The 24,267-nt window shown below is 57.7% G+C and carries 26 protein-coding genes and 2 pseudogenes; 17 read left to right on the top strand and 11 right to left on the bottom strand.

Going from position 1 to position 24,267, the window contains the following annotated elements:
• Positions 1-274: 274 nt before the first annotated feature.
• From GGD53_RS16660 to GGD53_RS32260, 7 genes are all read left to right on the top strand, one after another.
• Positions 275-562 (top strand): hypothetical protein, encoded by a 288-nt coding sequence (locus GGD53_RS16660; RefSeq protein ID WP_125461501.1) that lies wholly within the window; start codon positions 275-277, stop codon positions 560-562.
• A 256-nt stretch (positions 563-818) separates the two neighbouring features.
• Positions 819-1,991: a Fic family protein gene (locus tag GGD53_RS16655; RefSeq protein ID WP_085861411.1), complete on the top strand. Its 1,173-nt coding sequence runs from the start codon at positions 819-821 to the stop codon at positions 1,989-1,991.
• Positions 1,988-5,707 carry a hypothetical protein gene (locus GGD53_RS16650; RefSeq protein ID WP_184457669.1) on the top strand — a complete coding sequence of 1,240 codons (3,720 nt, stop codon included), beginning with the start codon at positions 1,988-1,990 and terminating at the stop codon, positions 5,705-5,707. Before GGD53_RS16655 ends, GGD53_RS16650 begins: the two co-directional genes overlap by 4 nt.
• 616 nt (positions 5,708-6,323) lie before the next feature.
• Positions 6,324-6,686, top strand: coding sequence for an IS66-like element accessory protein TnpA (tnpA, locus tag GGD53_RS16645; protein ID WP_009996987.1), 363 nt, complete (start codon positions 6,324-6,326; stop codon positions 6,684-6,686).
• A complete protein-coding gene (gene tnpB / locus GGD53_RS16640; protein WP_009996986.1) occupies positions 6,683-7,030 on the top strand; it encodes an IS66 family insertion sequence element accessory protein TnpB in 348 nt (115 codons plus the stop codon). Before tnpA ends, tnpB begins: the two co-directional genes overlap by 4 nt.
• Before the next feature lie 72 nt (positions 7,031-7,102).
• Positions 7,103-8,668, top strand: coding sequence for an IS66-like element ISRel19 family transposase (locus tag GGD53_RS16635; RefSeq protein WP_009996985.1), 1,566 nt, complete (start codon positions 7,103-7,105; stop codon positions 8,666-8,668).
• Positions 8,668-8,973 carry a hypothetical protein gene (locus GGD53_RS32260; RefSeq protein WP_009996984.1) on the top strand — a complete coding sequence of 102 codons (306 nt, stop codon included), beginning with the start codon at positions 8,668-8,670 and terminating at the stop codon, positions 8,971-8,973. Before GGD53_RS16635 ends, GGD53_RS32260 begins: the two co-directional genes overlap by 1 nt.
• Here GGD53_RS32260 and GGD53_RS16625 read toward each other — a convergent pair.
• The 5 genes from GGD53_RS16625 to GGD53_RS16605 all read right to left on the bottom strand — a co-directional run bounded on the left by GGD53_RS16625 (position 8,968) and on the right by GGD53_RS16605 (position 12,277).
• Positions 8,968-9,594 (bottom strand): GIY-YIG nuclease family protein, encoded by a 627-nt coding sequence (locus GGD53_RS16625; protein ID WP_281413912.1) that lies wholly within the window; start codon positions 9,592-9,594, stop codon positions 8,968-8,970. The two genes, GGD53_RS32260 and GGD53_RS16625, sit on opposite strands and share 6 nt — an antisense overlap.
• A gap of 103 nt (positions 9,595-9,697) precedes the next feature.
• On the bottom strand, positions 9,698-10,561 hold the full coding sequence (locus GGD53_RS16620) for a PGN_0703 family putative restriction endonuclease (protein WP_085861358.1): 864 nt from the start codon (positions 10,559-10,561) through the stop codon (positions 9,698-9,700).
• 90 nt (positions 10,562-10,651) lie between these two features.
• Positions 10,652-11,377, bottom strand: a complete 726-nt coding sequence (locus GGD53_RS16615) for a DUF2726 domain-containing protein (RefSeq protein ID WP_085861359.1) — start codon at positions 11,375-11,377, stop codon at positions 10,652-10,654.
• Between the two features lie 319 nt (positions 11,378-11,696).
• Positions 11,697-12,080, bottom strand: coding sequence for a type II toxin-antitoxin system VapC family toxin (locus GGD53_RS16610; protein WP_040111689.1), 384 nt, complete (start codon positions 12,078-12,080; stop codon positions 11,697-11,699).
• Positions 12,077-12,277 carry a type II toxin-antitoxin system VapB family antitoxin gene (locus GGD53_RS16605; protein ID WP_016736583.1) on the bottom strand — a complete coding sequence of 67 codons (201 nt, stop codon included), beginning with the start codon at positions 12,275-12,277 and terminating at the stop codon, positions 12,077-12,079. Before GGD53_RS16605 ends, GGD53_RS16610 begins: the two co-directional genes overlap by 4 nt.
• Positions 12,278-12,634: 357 nt before the next feature.
• Here GGD53_RS16605 and GGD53_RS16600 point away from each other — a divergent pair, with 357 nt between their 5' ends.
• Complete coding sequence (locus GGD53_RS16600) at positions 12,635-13,051, top strand: response regulator (RefSeq protein WP_052272645.1); 417 nt, start codon at positions 12,635-12,637, stop codon at positions 13,049-13,051.
• A gap of 10 nt (positions 13,052-13,061) precedes the next feature.
• Here GGD53_RS16600 and GGD53_RS16595 read toward each other — a convergent pair whose 3' ends face one another.
• The 4 genes from GGD53_RS16595 to GGD53_RS16585 all read right to left on the bottom strand — a co-directional run bounded on the left by GGD53_RS16595 (position 13,062) and on the right by GGD53_RS16585 (position 14,338).
• Positions 13,062-13,427, bottom strand: a complete 366-nt coding sequence (locus GGD53_RS16595) for a response regulator (RefSeq protein WP_052272646.1) — start codon at positions 13,425-13,427, stop codon at positions 13,062-13,064.
• A 100-nt stretch (positions 13,428-13,527) separates the two neighbouring features.
• Positions 13,528-13,773 (bottom strand): DUF4142 domain-containing protein, encoded by a 246-nt coding sequence (locus GGD53_RS31815; protein ID WP_244597473.1) that lies wholly within the window; start codon positions 13,771-13,773, stop codon positions 13,528-13,530.
• A gap of 1 nt (position 13,774) precedes the next feature.
• Complete coding sequence (locus tag GGD53_RS31810) at positions 13,775-14,089, bottom strand: hypothetical protein (RefSeq protein ID WP_244597472.1); 315 nt, start codon at positions 14,087-14,089, stop codon at positions 13,775-13,777.
• A 72-nt stretch (positions 14,090-14,161) separates the two neighbouring features.
• Entirely contained in the window at positions 14,162-14,338 is a 177-nt protein-coding gene (locus GGD53_RS16585) for an XRE family transcriptional regulator (RefSeq protein ID WP_244597471.1), read from the bottom strand.
• A 1,064-nt stretch (positions 14,339-15,402) separates the two neighbouring features.
• Here GGD53_RS16585 and GGD53_RS16580 point away from each other — a divergent pair.
• The 3 genes from GGD53_RS16580 (at position 15,403) to GGD53_RS16570 (ending at position 19,334) form a co-directional block, all read left to right on the top strand.
• A complete protein-coding gene (locus GGD53_RS16580; RefSeq protein ID WP_342210734.1) occupies positions 15,403-17,226 on the top strand; it encodes a PAS domain S-box protein in 1,824 nt (607 codons plus the stop codon).
• A complete protein-coding gene (locus GGD53_RS16575) occupies positions 17,223-17,600 on the top strand; it encodes a response regulator (protein ID WP_040111692.1) in 378 nt (125 codons plus the stop codon). Before GGD53_RS16580 ends, GGD53_RS16575 begins: the two co-directional genes overlap by 4 nt.
• A gap of 1,434 nt (positions 17,601-19,034) precedes the next feature.
• Positions 19,035-19,334, top strand: coding sequence for a DUF982 domain-containing protein (locus GGD53_RS16570; protein ID WP_040111693.1), 300 nt, complete (start codon positions 19,035-19,037; stop codon positions 19,332-19,334).
• Between the two features lie 673 nt (positions 19,335-20,007).
• Here GGD53_RS16570 and GGD53_RS16565 read toward each other — a convergent pair.
• Positions 20,008-20,227 (bottom strand): annotated as a pseudogene (locus GGD53_RS16565) (hypothetical protein); the annotation flags it as partial.
• Positions 20,228-20,500: 273 nt separating this feature from the next.
• On the opposite strand from GGD53_RS16565, the gene GGD53_RS16560 reads away from it, so the two are divergent.
• From GGD53_RS16560 to GGD53_RS16540, 6 genes and pseudogenes are all read left to right on the top strand, one after another.
• Positions 20,501-20,920, top strand: coding sequence for a response regulator transcription factor (locus tag GGD53_RS16560; RefSeq protein WP_052272668.1), 420 nt, complete (start codon positions 20,501-20,503; stop codon positions 20,918-20,920).
• Positions 20,921-21,035: 115 nt separating this feature from the next.
• The gene (locus GGD53_RS16555; protein ID WP_125461502.1) at positions 21,036-21,980 is read left to right on the top strand and encodes a hypothetical protein; all 945 of its coding nucleotides are present in this window, start codon (positions 21,036-21,038) and stop codon (positions 21,978-21,980) included.
• Positions 21,981-22,101: 121 nt separating this feature from the next.
• Positions 22,102-22,335 carry a hypothetical protein gene (locus tag GGD53_RS16550; RefSeq protein ID WP_040111696.1) on the top strand — a complete coding sequence of 78 codons (234 nt, stop codon included), beginning with the start codon at positions 22,102-22,104 and terminating at the stop codon, positions 22,333-22,335.
• A gap of 281 nt (positions 22,336-22,616) precedes the next feature.
• On the top strand, positions 22,617-22,793 hold the full coding sequence (locus GGD53_RS16545) for a DUF3606 domain-containing protein (protein WP_080771747.1): 177 nt from the start codon (positions 22,617-22,619) through the stop codon (positions 22,791-22,793).
• A pseudogene (locus tag GGD53_RS31805) lies at positions 22,790-22,888 on the top strand (exodeoxyribonuclease III); the annotation flags it as partial. The gene GGD53_RS16545 and the pseudogene GGD53_RS31805, both read left to right, overlap by 4 nt.
• 101 nt (positions 22,889-22,989) lie before the next feature.
• Positions 22,990-23,337 (top strand): hypothetical protein, encoded by a 348-nt coding sequence (locus tag GGD53_RS16540; protein ID WP_040111697.1) that lies wholly within the window; start codon positions 22,990-22,992, stop codon positions 23,335-23,337.
• A 269-nt stretch (positions 23,338-23,606) separates the two neighbouring features.
• On the opposite strand, the gene GGD53_RS16535 is transcribed toward GGD53_RS16540, so the two are convergent.
• Positions 23,607-24,080 (bottom strand): helix-turn-helix domain-containing protein, encoded by a 474-nt coding sequence (locus tag GGD53_RS16535; RefSeq protein ID WP_040111698.1) that lies wholly within the window; start codon positions 24,078-24,080, stop codon positions 23,607-23,609.
• Between the last annotated feature and the right edge of the window lie 187 nt (positions 24,081-24,267).

Raw genomic sequence — 24,267 nt, 5'->3', positions numbered from 1 at the left:
CCCATGCCCCCCAGTCCCATTGCAACGTGGATGTTACACAGATTCCTGGCTGCAACGAAGAATTTTGTCGCTTGGCTTTTCAGGTCCGGCCCCCGCGAAATTTGCATACCGTTGTGTTCGCCGTCGATAGCCGCCAACAACTCATAAAGGTAAGGTGGTTCAACTTTACAAGAACGTCGGTCATCCGCCTTTTGTTGCGTGAAGACGACGACGGCGGTTTTCTTCCCGGCTCAAGGAGTTGCGACGCCTGTTAAGTGGGGATGTCCCGGGCACGGTGCTGGTTGCCGCTTCTAAGCAGTCCGCATCTGACGCTGGAACCGCTATCGATGGCAAGCTAGATATCGATAAATTGAAAGCTGCTATCGACGCGGCTGGGAAGCCGATTTTCGCCGCGGCGCCGCAACAAGACCTCTGCGGTAAGGTGAAAACGTTTTGGATCATTCCATTGCAAGCCGTGAAAGTCGAAGAAGGAACTGTCGCGGTACTGGGGCTTTCCACAGCGGATCCGTCCAACTTGGATCAAGTGAACGCTCTTGAAAAATCGCTGGCACAGAAACACTGAAGCGCCGCGTTCGTACGCAACGAGGCACTCTTGCTGCTTTGAGATCGAGTCATAATCAAATTAGCTTGAAGTTTGCGGGCCTCTATCAGGCTCATAACCTATGCCGGACAGAACCAAAAAATTTGGACTCCTTTTCCGAATCAACCGGCACAGAAACCGGCAAAATGTGTTAAGCTAAACGCTAATACAGTGTTGATTTTCATCGCTTTACAAGCGGCACAGAAACCGGCATTAATCCGGTATGGATATTGCGTTTATGGAACCGTTGGTGCCCTCGGACGACAAGGGCGCCCTTGGAGATAAAGTTTTGACGCTAGTTGGCGAGGCCAATCAGCTGGCTGGCCGTGTTCACCCGATTTTGGCTGGTTCGATTGGTGACCTCGTACGTTCTATGAACTGTTATTATTCCAATCTTATCGAAGGGCACGACACGCATCCACGCGACATCGATCGCGCGCTTGCGAACGATTTCTCGGAGGAGCCTGAGCGGCGAGAGCTTCAGCAGGAAGCTGTCGCCCATATCCACGTCCAGAAATTGATCGATATCGGCGACGATCCAGACGTCTGGCCGGCTTCCGCCGCCTATGCGTCTTGGCTCCATGAGGAGTTCTGCTCGCGCCTTCCCCCGGAGATGCTATGGGTGTCCAATCGCACGACTGGAGAACGTGTGCCAATCATTCCCGGAGAGTGGCGAAACCGGGACGTCCAAGTTGGCCGCCATCTACCACCCGAACCAATCGATTTGCCGCGTTTTATGGTCCGGTTCGATAGGGCCTATCAGAGTCCGCCATTAACCCGGTCGCAGCAACTCCAATCTGTGGGGGCCGTCCATCATCGCTTTCTTTGGATTCATCCTTTCCTCGATGGCAACGGCCGTGTGGCGCGTCTGATGTCGCATGCGCTCTTGAAGCGCCTTGGCGTCGGGACGAGCCTCTGGTCGGTCGCCCGGGGTCTTGCGCGAGACGAAAAGAAATATAAGACGCTTCTCATGGCTGCCGATGGTCCGCGTGCTGGCGATCGCGACGGGAGGGGCAATCTCACCCATCGGGGGCTGGTCGCTTTCTGTGACTTTTTCCTCGACCAGGCGATCGACCAGATCCGGTTCATGAGCAGCCTAATCGAGACCGATAAGCTACTCATGCGCATCGAAATCCACATCGAGGAAGAAATCCGCGCCAAGAAACTCCCCAAGGGCAGTTTCCAGGTCCTCCGCGAGGCTGTCCTGGCTGGCGAGGTGGAGCGTTCGAAAATTCAAATGATTACCGGCTATGAGGAGAGGGCGGCGCGTAACGTCACATCGGCGCTCGTCGAACGGGGAATGCTTTCCGCTACCTCGCATAGGTCGCCGCTTCGCCTCGCCTTCTCGGCGGACACGGCCGAGCGGTGGTTTCCAAACCTCTATCCAGCCAATGCGGGGTCAGGCAAATGAAGGATCAGACAGTCATCCTCGTCAGGCGGTTCTTTCCAGCGGCACCACAGCGTGGGGATTGGGAGTTTCTTAGCCCGGTAGCCGGAGGCACTCCCCAGCATTGGCGAGCTTTGGAAAGCCTCTATCGCGTCCTCATTCTGGCAGAGCCTGGTGCCGGAAAGACCTTTGAAGCTCGCCATCAAGCGCGCAAGCTTGCTGAAAAGGGCAAAAAGGCTTTTTTCATCCGGATCGAGAAGCTTAATAACACCTTCGATACCGCCTTTGAAATCGGCACCGCGGAGGCGTTTGAAAGCTGGCTTGCATCGACCGAGGAGGCTTGGTTTTTTCTGGATTCTGTTGACGAGGCGCAACTTGAGACCCCGCGGGCTTTCGAGGACGCGATAAAGATTTTCGGTTCGCGCATCCGCATGGCGCGTGAGCGAGCGCATGTCTATATCACAAGCCGGGAAGATGCCTGGCAAGCTCTGCCAGATCGGAGCCTCATTCAGCAGCACCTACCGTACCTTGCCCAGGACGCACACGACGAGGAAGATCTCCCTTCTGGTGAGCCCGTTCCGAAGCCGGGACCTGAGAGCGCCTTGAAGGTCTTTCGTTTGGGGCCTCTGAAAAGGGACGAAATCCGGCTCTTTGCAAGCTACTATTCCGTCGGGGATATCGAGTCGTTTCTCGACGCGATCGAGCGAGCCGATCTTATGTCTCTCGCCGAGAAGCCGTTCGACCTGCGCTCTCTGATCGAAAAATGGCAGGCTGATCGGCAGCTCGACAATCGCCGCGATGTCCTCCAGCGCGTCATTGAACTTCAAATCAAGCCACTTTCCTTTCATGGATCGACTATCCGAATTCCGGAAGATCGCTTGCGACACGGTGTGCAGGCACTAGCTGCAGCCGCGACACTGACCGGAAAGAGCGTAATCTCTCTTCCAGGTGAGCTCGTGACTGTCGATCGAATTGACCCCTCGGTCGTCCTGCCCGATTGGTCAGAGGAAGAGATTGCCGCTCTTCTCAAAACGGGTGTGTTCGATGATATCGTCTATGGAAGCGTCCGCTTCCGACATCGCGATATGCGCGAACTTCTATCTGCAGAATGGGCTGCTTCGATCGCAGTTCAGCCGCAGGGCCGAGAGCGGATACAGAACCTTTTCTTCCGTAACAGCTACGGGGAAAAGGTCATAGTTCCGAGGCTACGGCCGACGCTCGCCTGGCTGATCCTCTTTGATGATCGAATTCGCGATGAGGCTTTGGCTATCAGCCCTGAAATCGCTACCGAGGGAGGCGATCCCTCACGCCTTCCGCTAGATATTAAGCGTCGCATGCTTTTCGATATCGTCCGACGGATTGCGGCCGATGATGAAACTGGTCCCTGGATGGACAATGCTGCCATCACCCGCATTGCTACCAACGAGCTTTCCGCCGAAACCGATGAGCTCTTGGCGCGCTACAAAGACAATGACGACGCGATTTTCTTTCTCGCCCGTTTTGTCTGGCAAGGAAAAATCAAGGCCGGCTTACCGATCCTCGCAGAAATCGCACCGGATCGGTCCCGCGACCTCAACACTCGAATCGTTGCGATCAGGGCCGTCATGGCGGTCGCGGGAGAGGCCGAGAAAGACACTCTTCTAAGTAAGTTGCTCGCATCCACAGAACCCCTTGATCGGCAAGTAGCATCAGAGATCATCCTCAATCTTCCTGCAACATTGACTTCTGTTGGTTTCGCCCTGCGCGCAATCGAGCGAACGCAGCCCAAACGCCGCTTCGAAATTACGGGGTTAAGCCAAGCCTTGCACGAATTTGTCGATGGCTTGCCGGTCATGGCCGACAGTGTGCCCGAGCAACCACTGCTGACCCTCATCGTCGGCTTTGACGAGCTGTTGGGCCGGGAACCACATATCGAGCGCGGCGAATGCGTTGTGTCCTCGGAGTATTCGTGGCTCCTCCCATCGGCGCTACGCGCCGTCGAACGACTTGTTGGAGCGAAATCTGCCTCTGCTCTCGACGGTCGCTCCATCGGCATTCTGACAAAGGCGCAGGCGGCGAAGTTCTGGGACCATGACAGCGACGGTCAGGACAACAGCCGGCTTCGCGAGCTGGTGCCTCGATGGAAGGATCTCAACGACGCACTCTATTGGCAAAATGCTGATGAGCGGAGGGCCCGCCAGCAGTCCAAGGGCGGCGAACTAACCGACGATTGGCAGCTGACGATGTATGAGCGCTATTGGGCATTCTCAGCCGATGATTTCGATCGCTGCCTTTCGTGGATCTCCTCACGCGAAAATCCTGACGACAGGCGGCTTGCGCTCTCGCGGTGCTTCACGCTGTATCTTGAGAACAGCAAGAGAGGGGATTGGACCGAGAAGCTTGTCGAAGCAGTCGCCGGCCAACCGGCGCTTAAAGCTCAACTCGATCTCTGGCTCCATCCGCCAGCACGAGAAGTCGCCGACTGGGAAATCGAACATCGGAACTTCGAGCGCAAGCATGCGCGCCGCGAGCGCAAATCCGCGCGCGATCGGGCGGCATGGATCAGTGAACTCAAGAAGAACCCGGACCGTATCCGTAATCCGAGCGGAGCTGAGCCGGGGCAGATCACGGGCGATCAATACCATCTCATGATGAGCATCGAAGGCGAGGGTTGGACCCGTTACGACGCACGCTCGAACTGGCAGTCTCTGGTGCCAGAATTTGGGGCGAAGGTCGCTGAAGCCTTCCGCGACGCGGCTATCAAACACTGGCGCCACTATGACCCAAAACTCCAGTCGGAGGGTGCTGATGGATCCTCTATACCCCACGCTTTGATTTTTGCGTTAATCGGGCTGGAGATCGAGTCGACAGAGGATGGTTCGTTTGGGGTTGGTCTTTCCGAAGAGGAGGCCGCCCACGCGTTCCGATATGTTACATGGGAGCTGAACGGTTTCCCTCGATGGTTCGAAGCCCTCTATCGTGCCCATCATGAGCAGGGACTTGCCGCCGTAACGAAGGAACTCGTTTGGGAACTCGCTGAGGCAAACAAGCGGCCGCCTGGCTTTCACCACATCCTCAGTGATATCGACAATCGGGCGCCCTGGCTCCAGGCCGATATCGCCCCGCTCCTGTTTGAATGGCTCCTCACCGGCCGCCCCGTCACGAGTGATACTCTTAGGCACAGCCTGAAAATCCTTCAGGATGTCCCATGGGAAGGCCTTGCCGACCTTGCGAAGGCCCGGCTTAACTCAGGTGACAGCGACAATCGTCCCCGCTGGTATGCGCTCTGGGTTGCCTATGACCCTGAAGCGGCAATTCCGGTTCTGCAAGCCGAGCTTGAGGCGCTTGACGATGAGGCCCCGGAATTTGCGCAGCACTTTGTTGTTTCGCTTATGGGGACGCGATTTGGAGGCAATGCGATGTCGTCCGGCTATCGAAGCGCCGCTCATCTCAAGACCCTCTATGTGCTTATGCATCGCTTCATTCGGGCCGAAGACGACATCGAGCGCGCAGGAACGGGTGTTTATTCGCCGACCCTGCGCGACAACGCACAGGATGCTCGCAACAAGCTTTTCAACCTTCTCGCCGAAATGCCGGGCGAAGAGACATATCAGGCTCTCAAGCAGCTCGCAAAGGAACATCCTGAAGAGAAGTACCGGCTATGGATGGCTGACCGCGCTCGTCAGCGGGCAATTAGCGATGCTGAGGAGCCGCTTTGGAATGCGGATCAGATCCCGCGATTCTACAGGGGACATTCTTGAGGACGCATCAAACAGGCGCGTCAAAAAGCAACCTGACTGGGTTATTTGAATTGGATGTTGTCGACGCCCTAAGGGCAAGAACAACGCTATGAAAGACGTCGTGGCAGTCCGTAACCGATGTTCGGTACCAATCGAGCTAATTTATAATGATTCCAATCGTATAGGATGTGATTAAGACAGGTCTTGGGTTCGAATCCTGTCAAGGCGGTCATTCGCAGTTTCCGCCTTGAGCCTGTTATTCCGGTCGGTTGAAAGATCATGCACGTTCTAATTTAGCTTAATCTAGACTCCTGAGTTCTGTCCGGCATGCAGCTTCTACAAACGGAAGCGCGTATTTGACATCGGGAGCGCTCGAAATGCGGATTTCGTCCTTCAATCGCCCCCATCCGTGCGTCTCGGGTATCTTTCGCACTTTCTCTTCAGCGTCCACCAAGCTGGTCTCCGGCAGGCGAATCAGGATTCCCCTTCGCTGGACCTTAATCTCCAGAAAGTTCGTCCCGCCCGAAACCTTGGTGAGCGTACGGTGAGCTGTTTTTGCTGATCGGCCAAATCAGGCGATGTTCTGGCATTAGAACCAGCATTAGTGCTGACATTAATACCAGAACGAAGAGGTTTCATGGCTCGCATAGAGATCATGTCCGGTACCGAGCGCAGACGGCGTTGGTCGGACGAGGCGAAGCTGAGGATACTTGCGGAAGCTGATGAGCCCGGTGCTCGCATTGGCGATGTGGCGCGCCGGCACGACATTCATCCGGGCCAGATCCGCTTGTGGCGGCAATCATTCAACTATGCCGATCGGCCGACGGTGTTCCTCCCGGTGGAAATCACGGAGGAGGTTGGCGTAAGCCAGCCGTCTACCGCATCAACAAGGCCGACGATCGTTGAGATCTTGCTTCGAAACGGTCGGAGCTTGAAGGTTGCGGTTGACGTTGAGTTGAAGCTGCTTGGCCCGCTCGTCGCTTGCGTGGAGGCGGTATGATCGGCCCATCGGGGAATGTGAGGGTCTATCTGGCCTGCGGAGTGACCGATATGCGGCGTGGCATTGATGGTCTGTCCGCGCTGGTGGAGACGGTCGTGAGGGAGGCACCGGGCTCGGGCGCAATCTTCGGCTTTCGCGGAAAACGCGCGGACCGGATCAAGCTGCTTTGGTGGGATGGCCAGGGGTTCTGTCTGTTCTACAAGATTTTGGAGCGCGGATACTTTCCCTGGCCGACGGCGAAAGAGGGTGTAGCGCACCTGACGCAGGCGCAGCTTTCGATGCTCGTTGAGGGGATCGATTGGCGACGCCCGGCGTGGACTTCCGCTCCCGGCCGAACGGGATAAAAGCTATATTTTGCAGGGGCATGGGAAGCTTAACGCTGGTGCGTCAGAGGCAAATCGGCTAGTTTCGCGGATATGGAAACAGCGCCGCTGGACAGTCAGGACGAGCTCAATACTTTGCGCGCACTCGTCGCGGAACAGGCGGCAAAACTTGAGAGCCAGGAAGCCGAGGTCATCAAGCGAGACTCCATAATCGGGCTTCTTCGCGCGCAACTGGAGCTTCTCCGACATCGGCAACATGGCGCGTCTTCGGAAAAGATCGACAGGAAGATCGAGCAATTCGAGCTGATGTTGGAGGAGATCGAGGCCTCCCGGGCCGAGGCTGAACAGCGCTCCGGGAAACCGCCTCTGCCGGAGTTGGACGACGCATCCGAGAAGCCGAAGCGCAAGCCTCTACCCGATGATCTCACCACCGAAGAACTGGTCTATGCAGCTCCCTGCAATTGCCCGACCTGCGGTGGCACTTCGTTCCTGAAGGCGGCCGACAGAGTGGTCCAGGTGCTGGAGCACGTGCCGGCGTCGGTCAAGATTGTCCGGCATGTCGAGAAGCGCATGATCTGCAGGGAATGCGATACGACAGTGGCTGGCGAGATGCCGACCTTGCCGATCGAGCGCGGCAAACCCGGGCCGGGGCTGCTCGCCCACATCATGATCGCCAAATTCGACGATCACATTCCCCTCTACCGCCTGTCAGAGATGTACGACCGGTTGGGGATAGACATCTCCCGATCCGTAATGGCCGACTGGGTCGGCCGGGTATCTGCATTGCTGACACCACTTGTCCTGTTAATCAGGGCCCATATCGCCGCACTCGACCGAATACATACGGACGATACCCCGGTCGATGTTCTCGACCCCGGGCGGGGCAAGACAAAAACCGGCAGGGTCTGGGTCTACATCTTTGACGGCAGTGGCTATCAATCCGCCACTCCCGCAGCCATTGCCTATTACTACAGCCCCGACCGCAGGGGCGCACATCCGGCTGATCACCTGGCAAGCTTCAGCGGCGTCATGCATGCCGACGGCTACGGGGGTTACAAGAAGCTCTATGGCAACCAGATCATTGAAGCCGCCTGCATGGCGCATGTGCGCCGCAAGTTCCATGATGTGATAAAGCTCAAGCCGTCTCCGATCGCTGAGGAAGCGCTGTCACGCATCGGCGCTCTCTACGATATCGAGAACCGTATCCGAGGCATGTCGGCTGACGAGCGGCGCACCCTGCGCCAACACCATGCCCGGCCTGTTCTGGACGAACTCAAGGCCTGGATCGAGGCGACACTCTCGACTTTGCCTCAGAAGCAGAGGCTGGCCGAGGCGATGCGATATGCCCTGTCGCGATGGGCAGCCTTGAGCGTCTACATCGACGATGGCCGTGTCGAAATCGACAACAACATCGCTGAACGAGCCATGCGTCCGCTTGGAATTGGAAGGAAGAACTGGCTGTTTGCCGGCTCGGACAAGGGCGGCGAGCGCATCGCCAACATCCTCACCATCATCGAGACGGTCAAACTGCAAGGCCATAATCCAGAGGTCTATCTGACGGATGTCCTGACCCGGATCCAGGATCACCCCGAAGACCGAATTGAAGACCTCCTGCCTTGGAACTGGACGCCGGCAAAAGCTCGATGCGAGGCCGCCTGATGGCGCGCTCGAGGTTCATCTACACACTCAGCCAAGTCGCCGGCATGATCGGCGAAAACCTCGAACTGATCGAAGAAGTGACCGCAAACTCGGACAACATCTCCGAAGGCGAACTGGTTTACGTCGGCGATGGCAGTGAAGACGGCACGAAGGGTCTGACCGAGAATGGCATCGAAGAACTTCAAAGCCTACTCGCCGACATCAGGACGTGGGACGGCGGTATCCGCGAGTTCCTCATCGACACACAGTGCGATCCTGAAATAATCGACCGCATCATGGCCGATGAGATGAAACGCGGCCTATAGATTCCATCTCTCGACACCCGAAAATGCGTTCGCCGGACGCTTACAAACCTTGTAGGCGATGCGTTGCCGAGGCGTGACGACCTCGCCCGAACGCAAGCGGCCATCAATCGCCAGTATGTGGTCACGGAGCTCACGCAGAAGCGGCTGCCTGACCGCGTCGGCGTAGGCAATGTGATCCTCGAAAGAGGCAGTGCCTTCCGGCGTTCCTTGCCTTCTCCTCTGTGGTCCTACGGAAGGTTTACGCGGGACAAGATCGATGTCGCCTGTGGTCACAGTATCAGCCATCGGAGCGCTGGGTTCCTGTACAGCTGGTTTCTCCGGACGAAGTCCGACTGAGGCGGCAACTTCATTGAGGATATCAATCGCGAAACTGAGACTGACCTGAAAGAATTCACGGTCCGAACCGGACCGATGCTCCGCCAACCTCTGATGGATCAACCGTTCCGCCCGATAACAATCCGTCACCCGTCTGGACAACAGCACTTCGAAGTTTTGAGGCACTCCCGTTGCTGACGAGATCTCGGCGGCCCTTTCTTCGGGCGTCCGAGTCGTCATTCCGATCTTATACTGGTTTGCGCGATAGGCTGGATTGAATAGGATGTATATGTGCCCTTCAGTCAAGACTTCCTCCCATTTCAGGAATTTACAACGGCTAGCGGGTTCCTCGGTCCTAGGTTCCAACGCACCTCTGGGTGTCGGTCCGTCAATTTCGCCAGTGGCTAGGCTAGCTCGAAGGTGAACCCATTGCTGCCGTAGCAATCTTGTGATCGACCCATGCAGCAAGGCCGTTCCAGAGTTCTCGGTCGAGGCCGACTTGGCAAGCGATCGCAATGATCTGCTGGTATGAGACGGGCGTGATCGCAGATTGGCCCGCGAGACTGGGATCCATCAGACCCCGCTTCGCCTTCCGCGCCGTCGGGAAACTGGGGTGATCGGCAAAGACTGCGAGAGCAGTTCCTTGAAGATGGCGGTGCTTGCCGAGCGCTGCCGCCAGCACGGCGTTGCGCATCCACTGATAGGCATCTCCCTTAAAAGGGCAGGGCGTATGGTCAACACCCGTATCGAGAGCGAAGACCGTTGGGATATATTCCCAGTAACGAATGCCCTTGCCTGTAAGAGCACACTGTGAGCGCACGCCGTTGCCCGGGTTGATCTGATCGACGTAGCTTCCGTTGCATTGGCGCTCGCCAAAGCCTGACACCGCGGTTTGGCTACATTGTCCTCCGGGTTCGGTGAACTTGCACTCGATGACGAGTGCTGCCGCGGAGCCGATAGCAAGTGCATCGACTTGCGTCGGCCTCGGCTCCCCCAGAAGCCGATCAGTATCGGTCCACTCGAGTGTTATCGCCCATGGACCACCCGGCGCCACTCCCACACGCTCGGCGATGGCGTCGAAAATGCGGTCGCGATCTGTGCTCGTTTTGAGTGTGCCGAACACATCGGTTGCGATGGCTTGCGACGAATGCACCTTATAGGCCTGAATTCGGTTGGTTCGGTCACGATGCCAGGGAAACGTCTCCCAGTCCTCGATCGCTCCGTGACTGGCCGGAAATAGATTTTCGCGGACTGCCTGGAAATCGGAGATCATCTTGGGTGCGCCTCAATTCCATCAAGCCAAGAAGATGGTTTCCTCCAATCGAAGAGGCTCAACCGTGCAGGCATTGGTGATGGGGTCGCGTTAGGTGACACTCGGCTTGTCCACCAGCTTCTCGACCAATCGCCTGAGTTCCGACGGGGTCGTTTGGCCAGCCACCACCTCGTGGTAGCCAATTCCGGCGCGTCGCAACGCCTCTTTCTTTACGGCGTCGCGCGCGGCCGCTGCGCCTTGATGATGCGCTCCGCCTTGGTATTCGATGACATGCCGCGGTCGGCAGTTGCTGTCCACGAGCAGTAAGTCGACACGCTTGGAATTGATGCAACTGTAGGCGTCTGGGTCGGCACTTCGCAGGATCTCGCCCAGTGAAACCTGAGCCATCACCTGCCAGGACGAATTGCAGCCGATCACCACACTGTCGAGTTCCCGAAACACCCGGGCTTCGCTCTTGTTCAGTAATGGTTGGATGGTGAACTTCGAGCGCATCACGATACGCAGTTGATCCGTGGCATCGATTGGCCGCAATGGCTGAGCAGCTGGGGTCTGAAGCCAGGGGCCTTGTATGACGCGCTCGTTCCAGCGCCTTTGCTCCGATTGCGACCTGTTTCTCTCTCGCCACGCCAGTCTGCTCGTCGCGGTTAGGTACTGCTCAACGGCCATGCCGATGATAATACCCACGAGCAGCGCGGCGATTAGCAGTTCGGGCTTTTCAAAGTCCGCAATGGTTATGCCGCCCGAAGCGCCGGCTGCGGCAGCTCCGATGATCAGCCAAGGTGCTGCGAACAGCACCGACCTCTGGCGATATTGCATGCCCCTCTCCGGATTTCCCGCCAAGATAGTATGACGCATTTGCGGCGCGCGGAAAGTTATCCAAAAGAATGAGGTCTCACACGCCGCAGACTTCTACCCGACGATCGATTTCCTGTTCCGGAGGGACCGATGAGTCTAGCGACTAGTCGACATCCGTTTCAGCCAGGATTCCTTTATCGCTGGCGCAGCGAAAGCGAGAGTCAGTGCCAGGCGTGTTGCCATGGTGTTCTCGTTTCGGGCTAAAAAGATCGCATAAAGGATCGATCGGAACTCTGCGCTCAGGCGGCTCACGACCAGCATGAGTGCTTCGATATAGCATTTAGTTTCGCGCGTTGGCAGGGGTGTGCAATGAAGCCCCCGCCTTTTCGGCCGCTGCCCGCAGACGCTTGTCTCTGGTCCATAAGACCGCTCGTTGATCGAGGAGAACTGAGGCCATCAAGTGGGCATCTGTATAGCCAATGCCCATACTGAAAATGGCGTGGCGATCAATCATCATCATAACTTCGTCGTGCGTCGCGACGAACGCTTCGCGCTGGGCCGCCAGGAAAGCCATCACGCTACTGCGATCCCGAAGGCTGCCAAGTGCGAGCTCTCCGATTACGGCTGGATGGCATAAGAGACGATCGTCCTCAATAATCCTACGCAGCTCTGAATCGGCGTGCCGGAAATGATCGATCCAGATGGAAGTGTCGGCAAGTATCACTTGGCGGCTGCGCTCCGGCGGCGTGGGGCTGCCTCCGCATCCGGCATAGTTCCGCCAAGCGCGATGAGGCGTTTTCCCGACTCCACACGAACAAGCGTCTCCAACGCTTGGCGGACCAGAGTGGCGGTTTCTTTCGTCCCCGTTAGAGACCTAGCCCTTTCCATGAGGGTGTCGTCGAGATTGATAGTCGATCGCATCGTTTGGCTTCCTATTGTGGTGTTATAGATAGCACCATTTGGTGATAAAATCTACGCCTGATCTTCACTCCAATACGTCGGCCGTCGGATGTGAATCCAGCGGCGTGATATTCGCTGCAGGCGCGCGGGTTACTGTCCCATCGACTGCACGATTGTGGAATGGCGGGATCGGTGGTTCGTATCCCTTCAAGGGGGTCGATTTCAGACCAGGTCGCTCGATGACTGTGTACTGGAACCACAATTGCTCCGGCGGGCCACCGGGAGTAATCTTGCCTCGCAGCGAGCCCGGCTCGAAAGCCGAGTGAATGCGGAACCGCCACGGCTTTCAAAGGTTGGTGGAGCAGGAGGATGCCTTTAATGTCGCAAGGAAACCTCAACGGCAAGAAAGTCCTCGTCGTCGAGGACGAGTACCTTCAGGCTCGGACGATCGCCGACGCTTTAATGGAGCACGGCGCCGATGTCATCGGCCCTTTCCCGACGGTCGAAAAAGCGCTGCAGTCCTGCGGGCGGGATGTGATCGACGCTGCTATTCTCGACGTCAAAGTGGGTGACGTCACCTCGTTTCCCGTTGCGGAAAGCCTCTGTCGCGACGGTATCCCTTTCATTTTTCTGACAGGTTACGATCGCGCGATGATCCCGCCGCGGTTCAAATGGGTCCCGCATTACCTGAAGCCATTCGTCGGAAGGGAGGCCCCAACGGCCCTGGCGCTTGCGATCGCGCAACTTCGGTCCGAGCTCCCGCCGCGCCGGCCGACTAGGAGGCCAGGTAGTTGAATTTTTTCTGTCAATGTCGCGACGCCTTACGCGAGATTCTTAATGCCACCTCGATCAGAACTTCGAAAGGCGCAATCGGCTTCCGGATTATTTGCTCTTTGCGGAGCCGCTTCGGCAGCACGTCCCTGTCGAACCCGGTAACAAAGAAGAAGGGGATGCCTTTTTCGCGAAGAACGTCCGCAAGTGGAAATACGTCCTCGGCATTCAGCCTGATGTCGAGCACAGCGGCGTCGATCGCCGCCTTTCCGAGCGCCAGAAAAGCTGCCTCGATATCGGGGTAGGGACCGACGACGTCACCACCATGCTTTTCGATCGCGCGCGCCATGTCCTGGGCTTGATCGTAATCATCCTCTACGACGAGGACGCGTCTGCCCACCAGATCAGAAGCTCACGCGCGTGCTCCGGGGATGTACAGGTTTCCGAGAAGGCGGAGAAAGATCCGGTGCCAGCACATCCGTCATCACCGAACATGATCCTCAACCAAGCTTCGACTTTAGCATGTCGAGGTGGTCCATATGTTCCTTAATTTGGCCACGTGCAAGCTTCGTAAGGCTCAGATGCTCGCGATCCTGGCCGATCTTGAGGTAGCCCTCTTGAATCGCCAGCAGCTTCTTATGGCCTTCGAGTTGGGCGGTAACGAACGCCTTGTCGAATTCGGCTCCGGATGCAGCCTTCAGCGAGTCCAGCGAAGCCTTGCCATCGCTGTCGAGGATCTTGGCCACTTCATCGTCCGACGGCGGCTTCAGCGCTCCCTCCGCCTTTCCCCATCTCCATGGACTTCAGGATATCGGCGATGGTCTCCTGCTCAGCGACTTCCCATTCTGCAAACGACTTCACCATCCCGTCGGACGCCTTCTCGGTCGCGACGCGGCTTATGGCCAGCGACAGCGAGCCGACCTTCTTGGTATCTTCCGCATGTTTCTTTTCAGCGTCGCCCATGGCGGGGGAATGCGATTGAGCATGGACGAAAGTGGACGACAAAAGGGTGGGAAGCGCGGTTGCGGCTGCGAGTCCCGTCAGCATCTTACGGCGGTTCATGGGTATCTCCGGTCTGTTGAGCGGCCTTGATAACTTCAAGGCCGCCGCGAAGTTCCCGGTGACGTCCTTCAGCTAGGCAAGAACGTGCTCGATGCGCTCGACATGATGCTCCGGCACCGGTTCGCCAGGTTCCTCGGCAGCGGCGATTTCCGCCACCGTAAGTCCGGTCGCAATTGCAAGCTCCTCGAGGCTGTCGCCTCTGGAGATACGAGCAGCCCTGCGGCTTGCTGCTGGGGTCGTATCTGACATGACAATTTGATCTATGTTTTTCATCTCCAAATTTGCGTGCAAGAAATGTCCTAAGGGGCGTTGAGTTCCATGACGAGAGTTAGCCGCCCTTTTTGCTCTTCTCCTTGCGTAGTCGCGACATCTTCAGACCCTCCGTCAGCCGCACGCTGGAGTATGCCATCTTCACTACTGAGGAGAAGGGCAGGATCCCTGACAGTGCAGTACCAAGTGCTTCAGGGTGGCGGTCATGGCGCGGATCGCCACCGTCTTGCGCTCTGGTTCCTCAATATGATGAGAAGGTCAAAAGCCTCGTGCTTTCCGGATAGCCTCTCTCACGCTGAGTTCGATCTCGATATCTTCGAGAAATCGGCGGGACAGCCTTGGAGTTATCGCACGCGGGAGAACTCGTCGCGCTGAAGCTCAATGAATAGGCGGCCGCGCAGCAGCGGTCGAAGCGGGAAGGGACCAAAGCTTGCCACTGCGCGGCCCGAACCCCTGCGGAGGGGTGGATCGCGAAGAGTGCAGGGCTTGCGCTGTCCAACAATCCAAGCGCCTAACCACTGTCAGTGTCGAGAGTTCCCGCAAGTTCCTACCAATCGCGAGATCGAATGATTTAGGGGTGGTGGACCGCACGACCACTGCCATATGGGGCGCAGCGTACAGGAGACTAATTTTCGTGCGGTCCGAGCGTGTAACAACGCCGCGGCGTCTGGGTTCCCCAAGGTCGGCGAGGGAGGAGGCTGGATTGTAGATGGGGTGCGGGGAGACTGGACAGCTGTGTCGCCGCAGATTTGGCGACGCTCGCTTATCTCGGGCAGATAACTCCGAGTAAGTTCCGAAGACGAGTTCAGTGGCCATACGATTGGGAGGGCCTCCTTCACTGACTAGCTAAATCCCGTGCCAACGCTAAATCAGTTTCCAGGCGAATGATGCCAGCTGCTGGCCGCGCATCGTCGGGAACTGATCGTCTATAAGGATGTTCGGGGGAATTCAAATGACAGGCCCGAGGAAGCAATCATGGGCAGTTATTCAAGCGCCAGAAAGTCCTCGCCGACTTCGGGGAATTTGCGCTTCGCTCCGACGATCTGGATGCAATCCTGAGCGAGGCCTGTCGTCTGGTTAGCGACGCAGTCGATACGCGCCGCTCCAAGGTATTGGAAATTCAGGAGGGTGGTCAAAAGCTGCGCGTGCGAGCGGCAGTTGGATGGCAGCCTGACATCGTCGGTCTCGAGCTCGACATGGAGGACCATTCGTCCGAGACCTTTTCAATCCGGACCGGCGAGCCCGTCATCACTCAGGACATCACAAAGGAAGAGCGGTTCAAAACGCCCGATTTCATGCGAGCGGCCGGTGTCGCCGCGCTCGCCAACGTCCCGATCTTCTTACCGGGCAACCGCACTTTCGGTCTGCTTCAGGTCGACGACGTCGAGCCAAGGGATTTCTGTGAGGAAGACACACAATTCCTCAGAACCTACGCCACGATCCTCGGTCCGGTGATCGACAGGCTCCACAAGATGCAGGCACTTCAGTCGACGACGGAACGTTTCGCTCTCGTCGTTGAGAATGCCCGCGACTATGCCATCTTCGTCGCGGACCCGCAGGATCGGATCGTCGACTGGCATAAGGGTGCTGAGAAAGTCTTCGGGTGGACGGCTAAGGAAGCCGCCGGAATGTCTTGCAGCGAACTCTTCACTCCCGAAGATCGGGCGAAGGGCGAGGATCGCAAGGAAATCGAGACGGCCAGACGCGAAGGTTCGGCTCCCGACGTGCGATGGCACGTGCGCAAGGATGGCTCGCAGGTTTTCGTTGACGGCTCGACCGTATGCCTGCGAAACCCGGACGGCTCGGTAAGAGGGTTCCTCAAGATCGGTCAGGATGTCACCGAGAAACATCGAACCGAACAGCGGCTTTCGGAAAGCGAAGCCTTGCAGCGATCGCTCATAGCGGGTGTTCCGCAACTGGTCTGGCGGGCGCGATCCGTTGGCCTTCGCATCTGGTCAAGCCCGCAGTGGGAACGGTTTACAGGACAACATAATCAAGACAGCCTTGGGATGGGTTGGCTGGCGGCCGTCCATCCCGACGATCGCGATCTGGTGACGGCGGCCTGGGAGGACGCGGAAGCCAAGGGTGGGCTCGATTGCGAATATCGTATCCGTCGCGCTTCGGATGGGGAATATATCTGGCACCACAGCCGCTCGCTTCCAGGAAGTGGCTTAGGGTTCGAGTGGCTCGGGACCTGTACTGATGTGCAGCAACTGAAGGAACTTCAGACCAGTCAGGAGGTCATGCTGGCGGAGCTACAGCACCGAACCCGCAACATCGTTGCGGTCATACGGTCGCTGTCGCTCAAGACGATCGAGTCAAGCCTGACGTTGGAAGACTTCGCCGAGGCTTTCAGTCACAGGCTTGCCGCTGTTGCTAGAGTCCAAAGTCTTCTCTCGCATCTGGGCGAATATGAACGGCTTACGTTCGATGATCTGCTTGAGGCGGAATTGGCCGCGCATGTCAGCGACAGGGAAAAGATAACGCTCGATGGACCGCCGGGCATCCGATTGCGGTCACGGGCGATCCAGACATTCGCCCTGGCGCTCCACGAACTGGCAACCAACGCTGTCAAATACGGAGCGCTGGCATCGTCGCAAGGCCGTCTTACGATCCGATGGCGTCTCGAGCATGGATCTGACGGCCGATCGCCAGCCTTGCTCCTGGAGTGGGTGGAAACCGGGGTTGAAAACATGCCGAGCGACGACGCGCCGGCGCAGGGCTCTGGCTATGGGCGGGAGCTCATCGAGCGCGGACTCCCCTATCAACTCAAAGCTAAGACCACCTATGAAATGGGCGCCGGCGGCATCCGCTGCACAATTCTCGCTCCCATAGCTTTCGACCTCGGAAGGAATAGTCCACGATGACTGTTGAGACCCTTGCTGGCCTGGCCATTCTCGTTGTTGAGGACGATTATTTCATCGCCGACGAACTGGCGAGCTCGCTTTCACGTGCCGGTGCGCAGGTGGTTGGGCCGGTCGGCGCCTTGAGTGACGCGCTTGCACTTCTCGACGAAACGGATCACCTGGACTTTGTTATACTTGACCTGAATCTCGATGGAGAGTCGGCTATCCCGATCGCAGACGCGCTGGCGGCTCGGAACGCACCCTTTGCATTCGTCACCGGTTACGGTTCCAGTGGAATCCCTCCGCGATTTAAGACGGTAGAGCGCCTCGACAAGCCCGTGGAGATAGCGCGGGTGGTTAGTTTGATAAAGAAGGGAACGGGATCTTCGACTTAATCGCTCTATTGAACGACGAACGGGACGCTCGCCGCATGTTGCTCCGGGCCGCCCTCATCAAAATACCGCCGCCGAAGCGGGCAGCGCTGCTAGTGAGGCTCACATGCCGATCCACAACATCGCGGGCGACTGAGCGGGGCTTCGTGACAAGATTGAAGCCGTTAGGCTGCAGGGGCGCAGGCAGTGTAATTGGAAGCATCTCCACTACCGCAAAGACGTTGAGGCGAGTTCGGACGCCCAGCTTTGCGAAATCGCAATTCGGCGTGATCAACAAGGTCGGTCGAAAGCGGTCGCTAGTGGCACCCAGGCCCGCGAAAGCTGGCGAGCCTGCGTTTGTCCCTGGAGCACCTTTGCTACTACCGGCCAGACTGGATGACTTCAGCAAGCATTGGCCGCGCCTGATTGTGCGGAACTATTGGGAGTCGGATTGCCGGTGCCACTTCCCGCTGCGCGGTGGCAGTCGTTCGGATCACCACCTGACGCGCCAGAGTTGCTGCTGCTATCCGTTGGATTGCCGGCGTCAGCTCCAGACCCGGTGGAATTGCTACCAACGCTGCTGCCATTCATATTGCTGCCGCCCGTCGCATTGGTGCCCGATGCGCCGCCATTGGTACTGGACGCACCGCTGCCGGACGATGCGCCGCCGCTGGAGCTTCCTGAGCCGCCAGAGCCTCCGGAGGATTGAGCCATGGCAGATGTCGCAAGAGCAAGAGCGAGTGCTGACGTCGCAAGGATCTTGAAAGTCATGAGTTCACCTTTGTGGGTTGATTGTCTTTGCGAGGCCTAAACCTCAGGCATCCACGAGAGTTCCTAACTGCATGTTCCCATCGCTACCGTGTCCGGCACCGTACCAAAACGAATAGAAGCGGGTTCAAGTCCGAGCTACTCGTCGTGGACGTCATAAATCCGGCGCGCCTGAGCCAGGCCCCCGTCGGATGTCGAGCCTTGATTTCAGCAGAGGCGCCACGACGCAGATGTGGAGGTGGAGCAGCCATGGGGGCTGCGACCGCACGACGGGCGGACGCGGCTCGTTCCATATTCAATCCCAAAGCGGCATCAGCTCGGCTGTTGAACCGGCGCACGCGCATGCGGCGCCATGACACTCTCTTGGTGCTGAAGACGGTCGACGAGGTTGCCCTTCCTTCGCCCCCCTCCAAAACCTTCAGCGCATTGATGTTTTCACAGGAAGCAGCTTTGTTGCCACCGAGAGAGGGCCGAGTGGTTCTGACGTGCTGAAAGCGACCGCATGGCACTGGGCGGATCAGTGCCAGGGAGAGGACGAGCTATTTTGCAATTCCTCTTGAATTCGAAAAAGCCAAAAACCAAATCGGATGCCGTCGACTGTACAGCGCAGGCGACGTTCGAACGCAAAGACATCAAACGGCGCCATCGCGATGGCGCCCATCAACATCGCGGCTACGGAAGGAGAGAATGATGAAGCCCGATATGTTCAGACAGCCTGTTTCGGTTCTTGTTGGTCTTGGATTTCCCGTTGAGGTCCGCAGCGTGATGGACGCCTACCGGCATCTCGCCGAATGGCCGGCGTCGTTGCGGGATAGTGCGCATTCCATCGCTCTCAAGGCTTGCGGTGCCGCGCTCCGCGGCGAGATCGAGCCGGAGACGGTACGCGGCCTGTACGCTGCGTTCGCTGAAAAACACGATTTGCTGGTGCCGGAAGACCAGGTCATTGCTGTCTCTCGGATGTCGCGGGACAGGGATCCTCAGCTGTACTGAGATACAGCCGATGATGGCGACAGCTTGAGCCACGGCCAACGATCGAGTTGGCGCCTCCGGCCCCGCGACCGCCGTTGTTCGGCGACTGTCGTCTTCCCGGCTTCGTTAGGCGAGCTGCCAAGCCCACTGGTTCCATGGTCTCCGGGGCAAGGTTAGCGTTGGGGCCGCTTACTTCTCGAGCGACATCGCGCCCTGTTGTGCAACGCCCCGGTAAGAGGGCTTAGTGTCGCGCTCCTGCCGCGCGGCCTCGTGTCGCCGCACCTGGATAGTGGCTCGCCCTCATGCCGCTCCTTGCAGGTCGGATCTGCGCAAAGGCGGCGATTGACCCAGACGGAAAGCTACGAGATCACATGCTCAATGCGCTCGAGGTGGTGATGAGGCACGATCTGAAGGGGTCCCTCGGCCGCTGCGATTTCCTCGACCGTAAGTCCGCTGGCGACGGCTAGGTCCTCAAGACTGTAACCTTCGCAATCCTGGCTTCGAGGCTGCGGAGGTGTTGTCGGCGGTAGCGAATTGATCCATTTCAAACTCCAAATCACATTGATGAAGCGGCTGAGGGGGCGATCTGTCCCCGACGGGCTGGCTCCTTCGTGGTGTCGCTGGTTAGCGGTTAGCCGCCAACGCCGAGCCGCTTGGTTTTCTCTTCGCAGACGACGCTCTTCTTGCCTGGCGGCGCTTCCATGATGCCTGTTGCCCAAACGGTGATGCGCATGCGGCCGGATCTTAAGACGAAGCGGCGTTCAGTGGTCTGCTTGCCTGCCGTATAACCTGCACGAAAACATGCCGTGCCGCCCACCGATTGACGCGCTCACGGAAAGACTGCGGCTGCGACCACCACCAGTCGCTCAGCGCCGTTCAAAGGAAACTGTCTTCTGTTGGAGGCGGTCAAGCATAAGCTTCGAGTCCCAAATCAAGTTCAGCCGGCATACCCTCACTTCGATCGTCATTGCGCTGCAATCTGCTGCTCGAAGCTCCGGGACGGTGAAAAGACGATACCGCTGCGCCACGCTACGCAGTCATTGAGCGCGTTTTCCCCTCGAAGGCCAGCGCCCGAAGCAGTTCGGACTTCCGCCCGGAGGGCCTGGTCTTCGAGATCGCATTCTCAGCGGAACCCGATCCGGCATTTGAAGTTTCACCAGTGCGGGCTGGTTCCGACGGGTAGGCAAGTGAAGCATAAGGTATTGATAGTCGAGGACGAGCCGTTCCTGCGGATGAAGACGGTCGATCTGGTGGAAGCTGCAGGATTCGAGGCATTCGAGGCAGGCAATGTGTCGGAGGCGATCGTGATCCTTGAGGCGACGCCTGGAATCCGCATCCTCTTTACGGACATCGACATGCCCGGCAGCATGGACGGCCTGATGCTCGCTGCGGCGGTGCGCGACAGATGGCCGCCCATCCAAATCATCGTCGTGTCGGGCAAGCAGAAGCCGTCGGCACGGGACATGCCGGATCACAGCATATTTTTTCCGAAGCCCTACGACACCAAAAAGGTCACCGACCAGCTTCAAAAGTGGCGGCATAGGAATAGTGCGCATGGAACATGTGCGTCGACGACAAAGTTCATCTGTCGTCCCATCCTCACGTGATCTCCTACTATTTCCATGCCAGTTTGGTGTTCTGTCCTCGGCATTCTTCGCATGCTTCGCCGCAATGCAATTGCCAGTAGGCTTGCTCTTCGATCGCTTCGGATGCCGATTGCCGATGACAGCGCTCGCCCTTTGCGGCGCTGTGGGCTCGGCGATGATCGCGACGGCGACGTCATTCGCACATGCACTGCTGGGACAGGGGCTGATCGGAATGGGCTGCGCTCCAGCTATTATGGGGATCTATTTCCACTATGGGCAGGCACTTCCGTGGCAGAAGGCGGCGCGGGGTCGCGACCACGGTCGCCATCATCGGGTCGCTTGGAGCTTTGGTCTCCGCAACGCCGCTCGAGCTGCTTGTTTCAATGCTCGGTTGGCGATACGCGGTCGCGGCGTCGGCGTGCTGTATGACCTTGGCATCGGGCTTGCTTTATATCTCAGTCAATACCGATCGAAACGAGGAAAACCCGATGCTCGACGAGGCAAGCCGCTCTCCGAACAATGTCGGGTTTCTGATCTTCCTGTCACCTATCTCTTAAGTGCATCTCTAGGTACCGTGTTCAGGAGTGCCTGGGCGTCGCCCTACCTCATGGAGGTGGTCAAGCTTTCTTCCCAGCAGGCGGCAAATGCCTTTGCCGCGGTGAGCGCGGCAGGCACGTTGACGGGTGTCGTTCTAGCTCTGGCAATGAAGCGTTGGTCGGCGGGATCGATCGTCGGGGCGCTCTATGGGGTAGCAATCGTACTGACTACCGCCCTCGCGTTCGATCCGGCGCAGAATGTGTTCGTCGCCGCTATCGTGCTCTCCACCTTGTACTCGATTAGCAACTGCCACACGATTGCCTTAGCGGAAGCACAAGAGCACATCTCCGCCCGAAGGCGTGGCATGATCTTGGGCGTCTTGAACGGCCTGGGGTTTGTCGGCGTGGCCTCGTCTTCCCCGATATTCGGGATGATCGCCCGCTCGCTCGAACCAAGCCCCGCTTTCACAGCCATGTTCGCCGCAACCGCAGCAGTCCTCACCGGTTCTCTCGTCTTGTACATGTTCCGAAGCCGAATGAGGTGACCGTTCTCGACTGTGGCGTCCTTTGAGTGGGGAACGACCGCCGTCAGGATCCCGAAGAGTTGGAGACTGAGGTCTTGTTGTAGATCGCTCCTCCGCTATGTCGATAGCTGGAGGATGTCACATGCCAACGCACGACGAACACTTCCGCATGCTTTCGGAAGCGGTACAGGCTTGGTACCGCTATTACGAGGTCGAACCCGACGACCAGGCGTCGCAAACCTTGTGCTCGGCCGCCATCGAGTTCTTCAACGAAGGCGCGACATCGTTAGAGGATGTCACAACGTTGCTCATCGGCACTTATGTCGGCAGGTGGGCGACGCGCGTAAACGCGCCGACGTCGGCTGCCGTTCACTGAGCTGCCGGGTCGACGGGATAACCGATTTCGTCCTGCACCTTGCTGATCGACAGCTTCCCGCCCAGCGGAGAGACGTGCTCAGCAGCTTCGATTTCGTTATCGTCCTTGAGAAGCCAGCAACTACCAGTCGGCCGGAGCGACACCGCGGAGGTCTTTGCGGTGCAGGATCGAGGTCACCCGGTTGCGGCACCTGCGACGAATGTCTTGCACCGCACGAATTGGCCGGAACTTCTTGAATCCGCGTTCGTTTTTAGATGGTCCGAAACACAGGAGGCTCTATCATGGCTACTACATCACGTGGACGAAATCAGGACCGGGCGCGCGTCGCCGCCGGTCAGAAGCATGAAGTCGCATACGAGGCGAAAAAGGAAAACGTTTCGAAGGATACGGTCAAGAAGGCGGTCAAGTCTGCCGGTAACAGCCGCAAAAAAGTCGAGGCCGAGATTGATCGCCACTGACGGTGATCGCCAGTTACAACGTGAACGGCGTCAATGGCCGTCTCGAAGTCCTGCTTCGGTGGATTGGGGAGACCGCGCGGGACGTCTGCCTGCTGCCATGGTGTTCACGTTCTTGGCCAGTTCGGCAATTTATCATTTCTCTTCATAGATTCAAAGCAAGTTGCAGCTAAGGTCGCGTTCTCGTATGGAGGGTAAAATGCTGAGATTTGTCGGCCTTTCTTTTATTTTTGGGGCTGTCGCCTTCTTAGTCCTCGAGCTGATGCGGTTGCATTGGGGCGATGACTCGATGTTCACAGAGCCTTACCTCGGTTTCTGGTTCCTTTTCGGTGAACTGATCGGCGGGATCGGTGTTCAAACGATCTTTGGATTGTTGATCGGGGGAGCACTTTTTGTAATTTCTCGAACGCCTGACAAAGTTAGGCGGAGCCTCATCACATCGACGATAACCACGACGATTGTCACATCGCTGATGTTGATCGGAGTTTACGGCCATCGAACAGAACGCACAGTCGTCGAGGCTATTAGCCTCAGAGGTGCCTTGTAGACTTTACGCTCAACCGTTTCTCACGCCGACAACCTAAGTCCAATTGTCTGCATCACACAGCCTAGAACGTTCACCCATAGCAAGAGTCGAACCTGCCCTATCGTCATAACAACCCATCAATAAATGACTATACAGATATCGTGTCGGTTGTATCCACAGACGGACCGCTACCAATCGAACCTACCCAGCCACGGCTGAGCCACTGAAGTTCCACAAATACCTCTTACGCCACCGACAGATCAAGCCGCCTGAGTGGCCCTCTCGGATGCTTACTTCTGTTCTTCCATCTCTTCATCGACAATCGAGCTGACGAGGGCAACGACCCGGCTGCGCACACGCGGGGAAAGGAGCAAGACGTCGTCTATCAGACGCCGTCCCTCCGCCGTGGAAATGTAGGCAATCTTCTCATCGATCTCTGTTATGATTTGCTGGCCCTGAGTGGTTTCGGGATCTGGAAGGCCTTCGAAAAACCTCGAAACAGGGATCTTGAGGCAATTGGCAAGCTCGTAGAGCATCGAAGCGCTGACGCGGTTCTTACCGCTTTCATATTTTTGTACCTGCTGCAAACTGACCCCGATGCCGGCGCCGAGATCCCCTAGGGATACATTCGACTGCATTCGGCGGATACGGATTTGCTGTCCGACATGCCGATCAACTGGATGCACCAACTCGCGCGCTACATTCGACTGTTCGGCTTGCGCAGGCCTCGAAGTCCGGACCTGTGCTGCTGCATAGCGCTTCATGGTGGACACCCCGATGGAGAGTTTCACGCGGTGCGCCCCCGCTGAAAACTCGCTCAACCCACTGATCGGGGAGTTGGAAACCGTACAAGACGGTCCTGTGGCCTTTAGTTCCGAGGAACCTGGACATACGCCACAGGCTCCTCGACCGAAGGTCAAGGAGTGTGGTGTCGAATCGGCCGACACCAAC

The sequence above is a fragment of the Rhizobium aethiopicum genome (assembly GCF_014197535.1).
In the GTDB taxonomy this organism is placed as follows: Bacteria; Pseudomonadota; Alphaproteobacteria; order Rhizobiales; family Rhizobiaceae; genus Rhizobium; species Rhizobium aethiopicum_A.
This window is presented reverse-complemented; position numbering and strand designations above follow the sequence as displayed.

Excerpts from the sequence above, each read along its gene's own strand:
- GGD53_RS16655 (WP_085861411.1), top strand. The coding sequence starts at position 819 with ATGGAACCGTTGGTGCCCTCGGACGACAAGGGCGCCCTTGGAGATAAA.
- GGD53_RS16650 (WP_184457669.1), top strand. The coding sequence starts at position 1,988 with ATGAAGGATCAGACAGTCATCCTCGTCAGGCGGTTCTTTCCAGCGGCA.
- tnpA (WP_009996987.1), top strand. The coding sequence starts at position 6,324 with ATGGCTCGCATAGAGATCATGTCCGGTACCGAGCGCAGACGGCGTTGG.
- tnpB (WP_009996986.1), top strand. The coding sequence starts at position 6,683 with ATGATCGGCCCATCGGGGAATGTGAGGGTCTATCTGGCCTGCGGAGTG.
- GGD53_RS16635 (WP_009996985.1), top strand. The coding sequence starts at position 7,103 with ATGGAAACAGCGCCGCTGGACAGTCAGGACGAGCTCAATACTTTGCGC.
- GGD53_RS32260 (WP_009996984.1), top strand. The coding sequence starts at position 8,668 with ATGGCGCGCTCGAGGTTCATCTACACACTCAGCCAAGTCGCCGGCATG.
- GGD53_RS16620 (WP_085861358.1), bottom strand. The coding sequence starts at position 10,561 with ATGATCTCCGATTTCCAGGCAGTCCGCGAAAATCTATTTCCGGCCAGT.
- GGD53_RS16615 (WP_085861359.1), bottom strand. The coding sequence starts at position 11,377 with ATGCAATATCGCCAGAGGTCGGTGCTGTTCGCAGCACCTTGGCTGATC.
- GGD53_RS16605 (WP_016736583.1), bottom strand. The coding sequence starts at position 12,277 with ATGCGATCGACTATCAATCTCGACGACACCCTCATGGAAAGGGCTAGG.
- GGD53_RS16600 (WP_052272645.1), top strand. The coding sequence starts at position 12,635 with ATGTCGCAAGGAAACCTCAACGGCAAGAAAGTCCTCGTCGTCGAGGAC.
- GGD53_RS31810 (WP_244597472.1), bottom strand. The coding sequence starts at position 14,089 with ATGAACCGCCGTAAGATGCTGACGGGACTCGCAGCCGCAACCGCGCTT.
- GGD53_RS16585 (WP_244597471.1), bottom strand. The coding sequence starts at position 14,338 with ATGTCAGATACGACCCCAGCAGCAAGCCGCAGGGCTGCTCGTATCTCC.
- GGD53_RS16575 (WP_040111692.1), top strand. The coding sequence starts at position 17,223 with ATGACTGTTGAGACCCTTGCTGGCCTGGCCATTCTCGTTGTTGAGGAC.
- GGD53_RS16570 (WP_040111693.1), top strand. The coding sequence starts at position 19,035 with ATGAAGCCCGATATGTTCAGACAGCCTGTTTCGGTTCTTGTTGGTCTT.
- GGD53_RS16555 (WP_125461502.1), top strand. The coding sequence starts at position 21,036 with ATGACAGCGCTCGCCCTTTGCGGCGCTGTGGGCTCGGCGATGATCGCG.
- GGD53_RS16550 (WP_040111696.1), top strand. The coding sequence starts at position 22,102 with ATGCCAACGCACGACGAACACTTCCGCATGCTTTCGGAAGCGGTACAG.
- GGD53_RS16545 (WP_080771747.1), top strand. The coding sequence starts at position 22,617 with ATGGCTACTACATCACGTGGACGAAATCAGGACCGGGCGCGCGTCGCC.
- GGD53_RS16540 (WP_040111697.1), top strand. The coding sequence starts at position 22,990 with ATGCTGAGATTTGTCGGCCTTTCTTTTATTTTTGGGGCTGTCGCCTTC.
- GGD53_RS16535 (WP_040111698.1), bottom strand. The coding sequence starts at position 24,080 with ATGAAGCGCTATGCAGCAGCACAGGTCCGGACTTCGAGGCCTGCGCAA.